We start from the raw sequence: 13,323 nt of genomic DNA on the forward strand, positions 1-13,323 counted from the left end.
GCGTGGTGAATGCTGACGAGAACCGACGCTAAGCGGCTGTTCTGAAGCGAACCTGAAGGCGGGCGCCTGATCGGCGATCTTCAGATTCGCTTCAGCCTGCGAACGTCACAATGGACGGGTGACACCCTCCACCGGCGCGGCACGCCGCCCACCGCACGTGCTGCTGGTCGAGGACTCTGCCGCCATCCGCGACATGGTCGCCGAAGCGCTGCGTGACGCGGGGTACACGGTGTCGGCCTGTTCCGATGGCGACGGACTTGAGGAACGGCTGGCCGGTCACCGGCCCGACGCCGTCATCCTCGACGTGATGATCCCCGGTCGGGACGGCTTCGAGTTGATCGATGTCGTCCGCGAGTGGGGCGAGGCCGGCATCATCATGCTCACCGCTCGGGACGGCCTACCCGACCGCCTGCGCGGGCTCGACGGCGGCGCCGACGACTACGTCGTCAAGCCCTTCGAGATGCCCGAATTGCTGTCGCGGGTCAACGCGGTGTTGCGTCGCCGCGGCACGCTCGCCTCGATCATCGAAGTGGGCGACCTGTTGGTCGACAAGGAGGCCGCCGTCGCCACTCGAGCGGGTCAGCCCTTGTCGCTGACTGCGACCGAACTGAAACTCCTGGAGTTCCTCGTCGATCAGCGAGGCCGAATCGTCAGTGCCGCACAGATACTCGACGCGGTATGGGGATACACCGCCTATGACGACAACCTGGTCCACGTACACATGAGCAGCCTGCGCCGGAAACTCGAGGCGCACGGTCCCCGGCTCGTGCACACGGTGCGTGGAATCGGCTACCGTCTGCAGCCCACCGGATGAGCACATCTACTCCGTCGCTGACCCGCCGGACGATCGTCGCCGTGTTGATCGTGCTCACGGTCCTGCTGGCGCTGCTCGGTGTGACGATCGACTCGGTGGTCGGCGCCCAGGCCAGAAACGACCTGCACGACCGACTCATGTCCGCAGTCGCACGTGCCGATTCGCTCGCCGCCCAGGGCGCGTCGCCGCAACGCCTGGTCGCCGAGACCGGCGGTGGCGGGATCCGCACCCGCCTGGTCACCGCCACCGGGACGTCCTACGGCGACCCCTTCGTGACGGCCGGTCCGACATCCGACGCGGGTCCGCCACCACCGCCCCACCCGCCCGGGCCGGGCGGGCCACCGGACCCCGGTCCGAGGCACCGTCCCCCACCCCCGCCGCCGGTCGGAACCACCGCGACGGTCATCGACCACCCGCTTCCCGGCGGTGACCGACTGGTCCTGCTTGCCGACACCACGGCGACCACCGCGCTGCTGCAACAGCTGCGCATCATCCTCGTGCTGTCCAGCCTTGGCGTTCTGGTGGTCGCCGCGATCAGTGTGGCCGTTGTGGTGCGCGCCACGATGTCTACCCTTCGTCGATTGACCGCGGTGGCTGAGGGCATCGCCGCCGGCGATCGGGGCACACGGCTGGCACCGGATCGTCCGGGCACCGAACTGGGCAGGGCAGCAACCGCGTTCGACACGATGGTGGATTCGCTGGAGACCTCCGAACGGCGTGCGCAGGCCGCAGCGGCAGAAGCGGAGCGCGCAGATGCCGCGACCCGGCAGTTCCTGGCCGACGCCGCCCACGAGCTGCGCACGCCGATCGCCGGCATCCACGCGGGAGCTCAACAGATCCTGGCGGCCGCACTCCAAGACATCGACAATCCAGCGGCCGCCGCCCAACAGCATCGGGCCGAACTGGTGCTGACCGAGGCACGGCGGGCCGGACGACTGGTATCCGACATGCTCGATCTGAGCAGGATCGACGCAGACCCCCGACTGGATGTTCAACCTTGCGACATCGTCGAACTGGCGGACAACGAGCGACGTCGAATAGCGATGCTGGCGCCGTCGGTGACCGTGACGATGAACGCACCGGACGCATTGCCCGCTGTCGTCGACCCGATCCGGATCCAGCAGATCCTCACCAACCTGGGCGACAACGCGCGCAGGCACACACCGGCCGACGGATCGATCGCCATCGACGTCGCCGGTCACGGCGAGATGGCCACCGTGACCATCACCGACACCGGACCAGGGGTGCCGCCCGATCAGCGCGAGCGGATCTTCGACCGACTCGTCCGACTCGATCAGTCGCGAGCCCGCGATCAGGGCGGCGCCGGTCTGGGGCTACCGATCGCCCGGGCACTTGCCCGCGCCCACGGCGGTGACCTCGTCTGCGTCGACCATCCGTCGGGGGCGCGCTTCACCGTGACGCTGCCGACGCGCCGGTAGAGACCAAGCTTCGAACTCCGCCGGCGGGGTACTCCGCGGATCTATTGTCACCGACGCGGAGGATTCGCCCATGAGCCCGACCAGCCAGCGCGAGTTGGGCAGCTCCGGTAGCCCGATCGAGGACGAACTCGAAGACGCCTTCAACAGGATGGTCGACGAGGGCACCCAGCGCCTGCACCGCAGCCCGCGGGAAGTGCTGGTGACCGGATTCTTCGGCGGCACCGAGGTGGCGATGGGCGTACTGGCCTACCTGTCGGTGCTCGCCGCCACCGGTAACCAACTGCTCGCCGGCGTGGCTTTTTCCATCGGCTTCCTGGCGTTGCTACTCGGCCGCAGTGAGCTGTTCACCGAAGGCTTCCTCATTCCCATCACCACGGTGGCCGCCAAACGGGCGGGTATCGGTCAGCTGTTCGCGTTCTGGAGCGGCACCCTGGTGGCGAACCTGGCCGGCGGCTGGGTGCTGATGTGGTTGATCATGTTGGGATTTCCCAAGTTGCACGAACAGACCATCGAGTCCGCCGAACATTTCGTCACCGCCCCGCTTTCCACTGAGACGGTTGTCCTGTCACTTCTCGGCGGCATGGCCATCACGCTGATGACCCGCATGCAGCACGGCACCGACTCGGTATTCGGCAAGATCGCCGCCGCGGTGGCGGGTGCTTTCCTGCTGGCGGGCCTGCAGATGTTCCACTCGATCTTGGACTCGCTGCTGATCTTTGGCGCCCTTGCCACCGGACAGGCACCGTTCGGATATCTGGACTGGCTCGGCTGGTTCGGCTATGTGGTGGTCGGCAACATCATCGGCGGATTGGGATTGGTGACGCTGCTGCGACTGCTGCGCAGCAAGGACCGCATCAAAGAGGAGCGTACCGAGGCCGAGGCCGACGAAGACTGATCCGCCGACTGATCCTGTTCACTTCACGAGCCAGTCGTTCCCGGCCAGCTTGAGCCGGGCGACGTCGAGTGCGGGCGTGATGTCGGATTGCGGTGCCAATCCGTGTCGTTCGAGGACGTGACGCATGGTCTCGGCTGCATCGATGTTGAGCGGACTGGAAACCCACATGGCATATGGAAGATTCACGTAACGACTTTCCTTTACTGCTCTGAGATTTCGACTGGCAGGGTTGTTGCTAAGGACAGCTATCTTTTCTTCCACGGTCTGGCCCGGATAGTCGACAAAGACGATGAGATCCGGATCTGCGGCGGCAAGACGCTCCCAGCTCACCGTCGTCCAGGTGTCACGGACATCTTCGGTGGCGTTGCGGGCGCCAGCGGCGTCGATGATGCCCTGTGGCCCACCGAAGGCTCCGGATGAGAAGATGGTGTCGGTTCCACTGTCGAATACGAAGATGGTGGGCTTGCGCTCGGGTTGTGGCGCAGCACGGAGGGCTTCCAGTCTTGCTGAGACAGCGTCGGCCGCACGAGCTCCGACTTCAGCGTTTCCCGTGATTGTGCCGATGTTCCGCAGGTCGGTATCGAGTGCGGCCCACGGGTCCATGGTGCCCCGGGTCGGTTGTCCCGCAACCTGCAAACAAGCCTCGGACAGCTGATAGACCGAGATACCGTGCGATGCGAGAATCTCGGGAGTGATGCCCCGCTCCTCACCCATACCGTAGTTGTATCCGGCGAAAAGCACCTGCGGACGGGCTCCGACAATGTTCTCCAGAGACGGCCGCTCCGGCGTCACCTGATTCAGACCATCGACTTCGGCACCGAATTTCAGTCGGAGCACGTCGGTATCGCGCGCCATGGAGCTGACAGCGATAATCTCCTGACGTGCGCCGGCAGCCAGCGCAATCGCGATCATTCCGCCGTCATTGACGAACAACCGGTCCAGCGGCTGTTCGTACGTGGCATCCACGCCGCAGTTCTTCACCGTGACGCTCTCAGGTGCCGCGGATGAGTCAGCCTTCGAAGTGCACGCCGTGGCGGCACCGAACAGGGCGACCGCGACTGCCAGTCGGGCGACCCGGCGTGCATGTTGTCTTGCCGAATGCTTCTGTGCCACTTGGGATATTCCTTTTCATGAGTGGGGTGCCGGATCGGCATGTGTGAGAAGTAGGTGCGGGCGACCCGTGGCCGGGTGAACGACCACGTCACCGGCAACGCCGAACACCCGCTGCAGCAACGACGATGTCAGTACCTCGACGGGTGGCCCATGGGCGTACATTTCGCCGTCGGCGATTACGGCCACGATGTCGAAATGCCGGAACACCAAGTCGAGATCATGCATGGCGGCAATGACGGTGCATCCGAGATCGTCGAGAATGCGCATCAATCTCAGTCGCCACGCCGCGTCGAGATGGTTGGTGGGCTCGTCGAGGACGAGTGCGCAGGTCTGTTGAGACAAGGCTCGGGCGAGCACCACGCGGTGTCGTTCACCTCCGGAGAGGTGCACGCACGATCGATCGCCCCTTCCGAGTAACCCGAAAGCGCGCAGGGCGTCGTCGATGACGTCCCGCTCTCCGATGGTCGCTCGAGACCACGGACTGCGATATGGGACACGGCCGAGCCCTACCGCTTCGAAGACGGTCAACTCCGCCGATGGCTGTTCCTCCTGACCGACGAAGGCAATGGTCCTTGCACGCTGTCGGGCCGGCATCCGGTAAAGGTCATCACCGTCGACCTGGATCGTCCCTGATGCCGGAGCCTGCAGACCAGCCATGGCACGTAGCAGGGTAGTTTTGCCCGCACCGTTGGGGCCGACGATCGCCAACCGGTTGCCCGCAGGCACTTTCAGATCGATGCCGGCAACCACCGTCCTGCGGCCGCGGCGACAGGTCACGCCGTGGGCCGCCAGCGACACGGCTGCCCGCACCGGCTCGAGACACGTTCGACTCATGGACTGCCGCCGAACTCGTAGCGCCGTCGGCCCATCAAATACAGGAACACCGGCGCTCCAACGAGACCGGTGATTATGCCCAACGGCATTTCGCGGGGCGCAGCAACCTCGCGTGATATCACGTCCACCCACACCATGAAGAGCGATCCACCGCAGACCGCAACCGGGAGCGCGGCGCGGTGGGTGGCCCCTACCACCATCCGTGCCGCGTGCGGAACGACGAGACCGACGAACCCGATGCCACCGGATACCGACACCACGACACCGACGAGCACCGCTTGCACCGCGAACAGCGCATTGCGCAACACGCGCAGCGGGACACCGAGCGATACCGCCGTGTCGGCGCCGGCGGCATACGCATCCAGCCAGGAATGGATCAGCATGGCGGCCGCGAACGACGCCAGTACCACGGCGGCAGTGAGGAATACCTTGACCCAGGTGGCACCGGCGACGCTTCCGAGCAACCAGAACATCACGCTTTCTGCCGCGTGTGGATCACCGGCGGTGAAGACCAGGAGTGACGACAGCGCCATGAAAGCGGACGACAGAACCACTCCGGACAGGATGAGACGCAGGGCGGTAAGACCACCCTGGGCACGTGCGACCGCGTACACGGTCAGTGTCGCGACCAACGATCCGATCAGTGCGGCCCCGGACAGTGCCCACACCCCGAACGCGGAGAGCATGCCAAGGGTGATCACCGACGTTGCCCCGACTGCCGCTCCCGCGGAAACGCCGAGGAGGTAGGGCTCGGCCAACGGGTTGCGGACCAGCGCCTGCATGAGTGCGCCGGCCAGCGCCAGACCCGCGCCGACCAGCGCTGCCAGTACCGAGCGTGGCAGCCTCAGATCCCAGATGATGACATCGAATCCGGTATCCCCTGGACTCCCGGTGAACCGGCCCAGCACAACGCGCCAGACATCGCCCAGCGGAATGTCCTCCGCGCCGAAGGCCACCGAGCCGACGATGCTCAGCACCGTGAGCGCCGCGAGCGCACCGGTCAACGCGGCGACCGGTAGCCGACGAACGGTGCCGGCTCGAATCATGTCGTCGATGCGGGGTCTCTCACCGATAGTCATGGCGTAACGCTCGGCCGAGAACGCTGGGAGACGTCCGGGGTCGGGCGGTTAAGGACTACCAACAAGTCTTGCCTCGCTATGCCGGGGTATCTGAGCGCGAGATACACGGTGAAAACATCTGAGAGCGGCAGGTATCGGACTCGGGAGACCGTGCTCCCATACCGTTGCGCGACAGTCCCGGACTCGCACCGGGTTCCCTGACACCCGCACCGGGCGGATGTGACCGTTCTCAACCACGGAGGTTAGCGCACATCCCCGGTGGGTGGGCGTCGCGGCGGCCGGCCATAGGGACCGGCGGCGCGGGCCCCACGCACTGGGCTCGACTGCGCCGAGACGAAACAGGTGGAGGCAGCGCTATCGAGACCAGCCAACAGTGGTCTGACCACTTGACCTCTTACCAACTCGGTGCCATCCTCGTTGCATGGCCCTTCAACCCGTACCCCGGCGCTCGGTCCCCGAGGATGTCGTCGAGCAGATCGTCTGCGAGGTGCTCAGCGGCGCGATGCAGCCCGGAGACCAGTTACCAAGTGAACGCCGGTTGGCCGAGGTACTCGGCGTTTCGCGACCCGCCGTCCGCGAGGCACTCAAGAGGCTCAGCTCGATCGGTCTGGTCGAGATCCGTCAGGGTGACACGACCACGGTGCGCGATTTCCGCAGGCATGCCGGACTGGACCTGCTCCCCCGCCTACTGCTGCGTGCCGGCGAACTGGACACCGCGGTGGTGCGTTCCATTCTGGAGACCCGTCTGCACAATGGGCCGAAGGTCGCCGAACTCGCCGCACGTCGCCACGGAACGGAACTACCCGGCCTACTCGCGGCCGACATCGGGGCATTGCGCACCGAGAGCGACCCCGTGCAGTTGCAGCGCCACGCGTTGAACTTCTGGGATCACCTTGTCGACCATGCGAATTCGATCGCATTCCGGCTGATGTACAACACACTGCGCGCCGCCTACGAGCCCGCATTGCCCGCGCTGGCCGCCATGATGGCCGCCGAAGTGGGCCGACCGGACGCCTACCAAACCATCGCCGATGCCGTCATCGCCGGTGATGCCGTCCAGGCCGCTGATGCAGCCCACGCACTGCTGGAACCCGCCACCACAGCGCTGATCACCGCGCTGACCGAACTGGAGGAGTCGCGATGAACAGCCGGGGAGGAACCACATTGCGGGACGCGGCACGGGAATTCCGACGCCACCCCACCCCGTGGATGCTGGGCGCGACACTGGTCGCTGCCGCCGCGGCCCGCATCCACACCGGCGATTGGCAATTCACCGACGCGCTGGTGCCCGCCGCGATGCTCGCGATGTTCCCGTTCGCCGAATGGCTAATCCACGTGTTCATCCTGCACTGGCGACCGCGCCAAATCGCAGGCGTGCGGGTCGATCCGCTGCTGTCACGCAAGCACCGCGAACACCATGTCGAACCACGTGACCTGCCGTTGGTGTTCATCCCCTGGCCGTCATTACTGTGGGTGCTGCCACTGGCGGTCGCGATCGCGACGCTGGCGTTTCCGAGCCCCGGCCGCGGTCTGACGTTCCTGACGATCCTGGCCGCACTCGGGTTGGGTTACGAATGGTGCCACTACCTGATACACACCAACTACAAGCCGAAAAGTGCGGTATACCGCTCGATCTGGCGTAACCACCGCCGCCATCACTTCAAGAACGAGCACTACTGGTTCACCGTCACCAGCAGCGGAACGGCCGATCGCGTGCTGCGGACCTACCCGGATCCGGCGACCGTCGACACCTCACCGACCGCGCGCAATTTGCACGCCGACGCCCAATGAGCCGGAATGGTCAGGCCTGCACCACAATCGGGTCGCCGATGCTCACATTGTTGTAGTACCAGTCGGCATTGTCCGGGCTGAGGTTGATGCAGCCGTGGCTGACGTTGGCATAACCCTGCGAGCCCACCGACCACGGCGCACCGTGCACGTACACCCCGCCCCAGGTGACGCGCACCGCGTCGTACACCGTCAGCTTGTAGCCCTCGGGATCATCGAGCGGGATGCCGATCGTGCGCGAATCCATGACCACCACGCTCTGCTTCTCCAGTGCGGTGAATTCGCCGATGGGCGTGGCGTGTCCGGGCTTGCCCATCGACGCGGGCATCTCGCGTGCGACCTCGCCGTCGATGCTCACGGTGAACGTGTGTGCGTCGATGTCGGCGACACCGCGCACCAGCGCACCGGTCTGGAAACTCGACTTCAGACCGACCGCCTCGACGGTGATGGTCGAATGCGCGGGCCAGTAGTCGGCAGGGGTGAACCGGACGGTGGCATCGTCGAGCCACTGGAACTTTCCGTCCGGCACCGTCGGCGCGGAGAAGGTTATGCCGCGTTCGGCGGCATCGCGGTCCAGGACCGGCGAGCCGAAGGACACCGTGACCGGATAGGCAACACCGACGATGTCACCGGCGGCCGGCGACACAGCCACGGCCGGGGCCGGGACGCTCACGGCAGCCACACCCGTGGCCGTGGACGCACCCAGCGACAACGCGGTGATGCCCACCATGACGACCATGTACCGAATAGCTTTTCGCAACGTGCCGAACCTCCCCTGAACTCCGGACACTCCGGACCCGACCTGACCGCTCATCTGCTTGTCGCACCGAGTCCGACAAATGTTAGCCAGCCCCCGACCTGCGCGGCGCCCGAAAGGCCTAGCCTTGCGGCGGACTGACGATGATCTGCCCCGGCGGACCCTGGTCGGGACCACCGAGACGGAGCCGGTCCCTGATCCGCTGCAGGAACGGTTTCTTGGGCTGCTCGAACACCTGCGGCGGCGTGGCGACCGGCGGGACCGGCGGCGGCAGCACGGCCGGCGGTGCATCGACGACCGGTGGCGCGGGCGCCAGCGCCGGATCGGGCATCGCCGCTTCGACGGGCGCGGGATCGTATCCGGCGCTCACCTCGGGCGCGGGCGCTTCGGGTAGCACCGGCTCGACCGGTGCCTGCGGCGGCGCGAACTCGACCGGGGGCGCCAGCGCGTCGGACAACGAGGACTGCTCCCCCTGGGCCGGCTCGGCGATCGGAGCTGAGGGCGGGGCGGGGCGGGGAGCAACACGCGCGGCGGGTGGATCCTGGACGACCACGGCGGCGGGCTCGGGGGCAGCGGTCTCCCGCGCCGGTGACAACTGCACCGCCACCGCCACGGATGCGGAAATCACGAAGGTGAGCACACCGGCGACCAGTGCCCCGGCAATCAGGCGAGTCGAGTTGTTGCCGGATGCCGTGGCGGCATGCCGACCCGGTGCGGCCGGGGCAGGCAATTCCAGACTGAACGGCAGACCTGAGCTGTGTGTGGAGGCCAGCGCCGCGCCGCGAGCCAGCGCCAGGGGCGCCTCGGCAGGGGCGAAGACCGGCACCGAGAGCGCCCCTTCCAGCTGCGGCAGGACGCTGTCGAAGCCACCGGCGGAACCGACCACGACCAGCGCCTCCGGCTGCCAGTCAGCGCGGGTGAACACGGTGCTCAACCAGCCGATCAGGCTCTCGTCGCTGTCGATACCGTGATTGATCGCCGTCTGTATCGCGCCGTCGTCGGTATGGACGATCAGGGCGATCGCGGTATCAGGTTCGATGACGCACACCGCGCTGGTCCGGTATCCGATGACATCGGCCATCCCCCGGGCGAGCGCCTCGGTGGCCTCCGGCAGCCGGATCGGGACGACATTGCCGAAACCCGAGCGATTCAACGAGTCCATCAGGGCGGTCGCCTCGGCGTCGGCGTTCTCGCTCCAGGTGACACCGATCGACTTGAGGCGTTGTCCGCGGGCGGCCGCGATGGCCCCGACCGCCGCGGTCGCCTGTTCGGTTGCCGAGCGGGTGTCCGAGCCGTCGACGCGAACCTCGAAGGAGTCCCGCGCGGCCGCACCCTCGGGGGCTCCGTCGCCGTCGACGACGACCACGCCGAGCGACGTAGGCGTCATCGACAAACCGAGCACCGCGTCCACATGAACCCCTTCGGACCACCCGGTCGCAGGCATGCGACCGGGTCGAGACGATCCGGTCACCGCCCCGTTATCCGGCTGACCTTACCCGGGTGGGCGCCCCGGAGCCCAGCCAGCGCGTCATCACCACGCTCCCCGCATTTGCCAATGAGAACGTATGTAGACGTCAAGGCCAGAAGACACGTTGGCCGAACCGTCGTCACAAGCACGCCGACAAAGTGACATCGCCACAATGCGACACGCACTCGCGGTGCGTGGCAGGGTGGTGTCCCATGACTGGGGCGGAACACACGGCAACCGACGGCCACGATGCACGGGCTGCTCGCACGATCTTCGGCCATCCGATCGGACTGACCAACCTGTTCGGTGTGGAACTGTGGGAGCGATTCTCGTTCTACGGGATGCTCACCATCCTGGGGTACTACCTGTACTACTCGGTGACCGACGGCGGCCTGGAGATGGCCAAGGCCACCGCGACGGGCATCGTCGGCGCCTACGGCGGCCTGGTCTATCTGTCCACCGTGCTCGGTGGATGGCTGGCCGACCGGGTGCTGGGCATGGAACGCACGGTGTTCTACGGCGGCGTGGTGGTGATGGCCGGGCACATCGCCCTGGCACTGCTCCCGGGCATCACCGGGGTCGCGGTCGGCCTGGTGCTGGTGGCACTGGGATCCGGCGCACTGAAGGCAAACGCCTCCTCACTGCTCGGAACGCTGTACGACAAGGGCGATGCCCGCGCCGACGGCGGGTTCACGCTGTTCTACCTGGGCATCAACCTCGGCGCCTTCATCGGCCCGTTGCTGACCGGTCTGCTCCAGACGCAGATGGGCTTCCACTACGGTTTCGGCGCTGCTGCCATCGGCATGGCCATCGGACTCACCCAGTACGTCGTGTTCCGGCGCAACCTCGGCGCTCATGGGCGCGAGGTCCCCAACCCGCTGCCGCGCAGCGGAATCCTGCCCGCAATAGCCGCCGGTGTCGGTGCGCTGGTCGTGGTGGTCATCGCGTTCTGGACCGGTCTGGTGACGCTGGCCATCCTGTCCCAGGTCACCACCGGCGTGATCGTCGTGGCCTCCGTCGCGTACTTCGCGGTGCTGTTGCGCAGCCCGAAAGTCAGCGGCCTGGAACGGACTCGCGTGCGGGCGTTCATCCCACTGTTCATCGCCAACGCGGTGTTCTGGTCACTGTTCCAACAGATCTTCACCGTGCTGGCGGTGTACTCCGACGAACGGATGAACTGGTCGATTTTCGGGTGGACCGCACCGTCGAGCTGGATCGGGTCGATCGAGCCGGTCTGGATCATCCTGCTGTCACCGCTTTTCGCGATCATGTGGACCCGCCTGGGTAACCGTGCGCCGACCACCCCGCAGAAGTTCGCCTATGGCGTGATCGGTATGGGCGCGGCCTTCCTGCTGTTCCTGCCGTTCGCCGGCACCACCGGCAAGGCCGTGCCGGCACTGCTGGTGATGGGCATCATGGCAGTGTTCGCAATATCGGAATTGCTACTCTCCCCGATCGGCCTGGCAGTCACGACCCAACTGGCGCCCGACGCCTACCGCGCTCAGATGATGGCGCTGTACTTCTTCTCCGTGGGCCTGGGTACCGCCATGTCGGGCGTGCTGTCCGGGTATTACGATTCCGCCGCCGAGTTCGCATACTTCGGCATCCTCGGTGTGGTCGCGATCGCCGCCGGCGCCGTGGTGCTGGGGCTGGCGGGACGGATCAGCCGGCTGATGGAGGGCGTCCATTAACAGCTGCCCCAGCGTCCCCAAATTGACGCTGTAGCAACATCTCTGATGCCCGCGACATCGGCAGACACACTGTTTGGCAACGCCGTTCCACGGGTAGTTCAGAGCTGTTCGTTACCCCGGCTTGACCGGATCAGCGTCGACTCGTGACTCGCCGATCCTGCCGAACCTGGGTCCAGCAGCGCAGAATTCGAACTGCGACAGGCTCGCACGTCTGCATGACACCGAGGTCAGGTCGACGAAGGAGATGAATCAGATGAACGTCTTACTGTTGGAGGACCGCCTCACCGCATCAACCGGAAGCGGGGTGGCCTACGTGTACAACCGCGGTGTGGGCAACTCGACCGCGGGCTGCTCATGCGGCTGGATCGGCCGGCGCCGCCTGTTGAAGGCCGCCGCCGAACAGGATGCTTGGTCGCACTGCGCCCATCTGGGTTGCGGCGTGTCAGTCCCGCTGGTCTTCCCCGACCGCGGCTGACGCGGTCAGTATCTCCGACAGCAACGTAGGCTCGACATTGCCGCCGGAGACGATCACCGCCGTCGGACCCGGCGGCATCTTGTGGCGCCGATAGGCGGCCAGCGCGACGGCTCCGCTCGGCTCCGCGACCAGCCGGGCCTTGAACGCCAATTCGGCTACTGCAGAGCGGATCTCGTTTTCAGACACGGTGAGAATATCGGTCAGCACATGCTGCAGGTGAGCGAACGTCAGCTCCGAGGGCTGCGAACGCAAACCGTCGGCGATCGTTCGATTGCGATCCTCGATCGACATGTCGACTCGGGCCCCCCGATGTAGGCCGGCCGCCGTATCGGCGGCCAATTCCGGCTCCACACCGAAGATATGCGCGTTCGGGCACAGCGCGCGGATCGCCGTGCCGATGCCCGACGCCAATCCACCACCGCTGACCGGGATCACCACATTGGCGACATCGGGACGGTCCTCGGCGATCTCCAGGCCGATGGTGCCCTGTCCGGCAATCACATCCGGGTGATCGAACGGTGGAATCAGCGTGGCGCCGGTCTGTTCGACGAGTTCGGCGGCCACCGCCTCGCGCCGACCCATACCGCACAGCACGACCTCGGCACCATGGGCGCGGGTCCGCTCGATCTTGATACGTGGGGTTTCCTCGGGCATGACGATATGGGCTCGCAGTCCAAAACGTGCTGCGGCATAGGCGACGGCCTGAGCATGGTTGCCGCTGGAGTACGCGACAACACCGCGGCGCTTCTCGTCGGAGCCGAGCCGTCCGATCGCATTGAGCGCGCCGCGCACCTTGAACGCACCGATCGCCTGCAGACTCTCCGGCTTCAGCAAGAGTGGACGCTGCGAATCACCCCAGTCGGCCGCCAGCAGCGGAGTGCGCAGCACGGCACCGTCCAGGCGTCGGGCGGCGGACCGGATATCGTCGATGCTGATCAGGGTGGGAGGCACCCCCTGATCGTAACGAGCG

At 66.2% G+C, this 13,323-nt stretch carries 13 protein-coding genes and 1 riboswitch; of the genes, 7 read left to right on the top strand and 6 right to left on the bottom strand.

The features are described 5' to 3' along the window. The first annotated feature begins 118 nt into the window (after window positions 1–118). The 3 genes from PGN27_RS02375 (at window position 119) to PGN27_RS02385 (ending at window position 3,148) form a co-directional block, all read left to right on the top strand. Entirely contained in the window at window positions 119–814 is a 696-nt protein-coding gene (locus tag PGN27_RS02375; protein WP_335324651.1) for a response regulator transcription factor, read from the top strand. Continuing rightward, window positions 811–2,253 carry a HAMP domain-containing sensor histidine kinase gene (locus tag PGN27_RS02380; RefSeq protein WP_335324652.1) on the top strand — a complete coding sequence of 481 codons (1,443 nt, stop codon included), beginning with the start codon at window positions 811–813 and terminating at the stop codon, window positions 2,251–2,253. Before PGN27_RS02375 ends, PGN27_RS02380 begins: the two co-directional genes overlap by 4 nt. Window positions 2,254–2,323: 70 nt before the next feature. Further along, window positions 2,324–3,148 carry a formate/nitrite transporter family protein gene (locus PGN27_RS02385; protein ID WP_335324653.1) on the top strand — a complete coding sequence of 275 codons (825 nt, stop codon included), beginning with the start codon at window positions 2,324–2,326 and terminating at the stop codon, window positions 3,146–3,148. 18 nt (window positions 3,149–3,166) lie between these two features. Here PGN27_RS02385 and PGN27_RS02390 read toward each other — a convergent pair whose 3' ends face one another. From PGN27_RS02390 to PGN27_RS02400, 3 genes are all read right to left on the bottom strand, one after another. Next, window positions 3,167–4,195, bottom strand: a complete 1,029-nt coding sequence (locus PGN27_RS02390; RefSeq protein ID WP_335325199.1) for an ABC transporter substrate-binding protein — start codon at window positions 4,193–4,195, stop codon at window positions 3,167–3,169. A gap of 81 nt (window positions 4,196–4,276) precedes the next feature. Then, a complete protein-coding gene (locus tag PGN27_RS02395; protein WP_335324654.1) occupies window positions 4,277–5,095 on the bottom strand; it encodes an ABC transporter ATP-binding protein in 819 nt (272 codons plus the stop codon). After that, window positions 5,092–6,141 (bottom strand): FecCD family ABC transporter permease, encoded by a 1,050-nt coding sequence (locus tag PGN27_RS02400; protein WP_335325200.1) that lies wholly within the window; start codon window positions 6,139–6,141, stop codon window positions 5,092–5,094. Before PGN27_RS02400 ends, PGN27_RS02395 begins: the two co-directional genes overlap by 4 nt. A 142-nt stretch (window positions 6,142–6,283) precedes the next feature. Further along, window positions 6,284–6,417, bottom strand: a riboswitch (cobalamin riboswitch). Between the two features lie 178 nt (window positions 6,418–6,595). Here PGN27_RS02400 and PGN27_RS02405 point away from each other — a divergent pair. Further along, complete coding sequence (locus PGN27_RS02405; RefSeq protein ID WP_335324655.1) at window positions 6,596–7,318, top strand: FadR/GntR family transcriptional regulator; 723 nt, start codon at window positions 6,596–6,598, stop codon at window positions 7,316–7,318. After that, complete coding sequence (locus PGN27_RS02410; protein ID WP_335324656.1) at window positions 7,315–7,965, top strand: sterol desaturase family protein; 651 nt, start codon at window positions 7,315–7,317, stop codon at window positions 7,963–7,965. The genes PGN27_RS02405 and PGN27_RS02410 overlap by 4 nt, the downstream gene beginning before the upstream one ends. A 10-nt stretch (window positions 7,966–7,975) precedes the next feature. On the opposite strand, the gene PGN27_RS02415 is transcribed toward PGN27_RS02410, so the two are convergent. After that, entirely contained in the window at window positions 7,976–8,701 is a 726-nt protein-coding gene (locus PGN27_RS02415) for a L,D-transpeptidase (protein ID WP_335324657.1), read from the bottom strand. A gap of 139 nt (window positions 8,702–8,840) precedes the next feature. Then, a complete protein-coding gene (locus PGN27_RS02420) occupies window positions 8,841–10,163 on the bottom strand; it encodes a DUF7159 family protein (protein ID WP_418888516.1) in 1,323 nt (440 codons plus the stop codon). 236 nt (window positions 10,164–10,399) lie between these two features. Here PGN27_RS02420 and PGN27_RS02425 point away from each other — a divergent pair, with 236 nt between their 5' ends. Next, entirely contained in the window at window positions 10,400–11,878 is a 1,479-nt protein-coding gene (locus PGN27_RS02425; protein ID WP_335324659.1) for a peptide MFS transporter, read from the top strand. A 253-nt stretch (window positions 11,879–12,131) separates the two neighbouring features. Then, on the top strand, window positions 12,132–12,353 hold the full coding sequence (locus PGN27_RS02430; RefSeq protein WP_045546466.1) for a hypothetical protein: 222 nt from the start codon (window positions 12,132–12,134) through the stop codon (window positions 12,351–12,353). Here the strand turns inward: PGN27_RS02430 and PGN27_RS02435 are convergent. Continuing rightward, entirely contained in the window at window positions 12,321–13,304 is a 984-nt protein-coding gene (locus PGN27_RS02435; protein ID WP_335324660.1) for a threonine ammonia-lyase, read from the bottom strand. The genes PGN27_RS02430 and PGN27_RS02435 overlap by 33 nt on opposite strands. Window positions 13,305–13,323 lie beyond the last annotated feature (19 nt).

Source organism: Mycolicibacterium neoaurum (assembly GCF_036946495.1).
GTDB classification, from domain to species: Bacteria; Actinomycetota; Actinomycetes; order Mycobacteriales; family Mycobacteriaceae; genus Mycobacterium; species Mycobacterium neoaurum_B.

What these genes read in the sequence shown, in the direction of transcription:
- PGN27_RS02380 (WP_335324652.1), top strand. Translation starts at nt 811, where the DNA reads ATGAGCACATCTACTCCGTCGCTGACCCGCCGGACGATCGTCGCCGTG.
- PGN27_RS02385 (WP_335324653.1), top strand. Translation starts at nt 2,324, where the DNA reads ATGAGCCCGACCAGCCAGCGCGAGTTGGGCAGCTCCGGTAGCCCGATC.
- PGN27_RS02395 (WP_335324654.1), bottom strand. Translation starts at nt 5,095, where the DNA reads ATGAGTCGAACGTGTCTCGAGCCGGTGCGGGCAGCCGTGTCGCTGGCG.
- PGN27_RS02400 (WP_335325200.1), bottom strand. Translation starts at nt 6,141, where the DNA reads ATGATTCGAGCCGGCACCGTTCGTCGGCTACCGGTCGCCGCGTTGACC.
- PGN27_RS02405 (WP_335324655.1), top strand. Translation starts at nt 6,596, where the DNA reads ATGGCCCTTCAACCCGTACCCCGGCGCTCGGTCCCCGAGGATGTCGTC.
- PGN27_RS02410 (WP_335324656.1), top strand. Translation starts at nt 7,315, where the DNA reads ATGAACAGCCGGGGAGGAACCACATTGCGGGACGCGGCACGGGAATTC.
- PGN27_RS02415 (WP_335324657.1), bottom strand. Translation starts at nt 8,701, where the DNA reads ATGGTCGTCATGGTGGGCATCACCGCGTTGTCGCTGGGTGCGTCCACG.
- PGN27_RS02420 (WP_418888516.1), bottom strand. Translation starts at nt 10,163, where the DNA reads ATGCCTGCGACCGGGTGGTCCGAAGGGGTTCATGTGGACGCGGTGCTC.
- PGN27_RS02425 (WP_335324659.1), top strand. Translation starts at nt 10,400, where the DNA reads ATGACTGGGGCGGAACACACGGCAACCGACGGCCACGATGCACGGGCT.
- PGN27_RS02430 (WP_045546466.1), top strand. Translation starts at nt 12,132, where the DNA reads ATGAACGTCTTACTGTTGGAGGACCGCCTCACCGCATCAACCGGAAGC.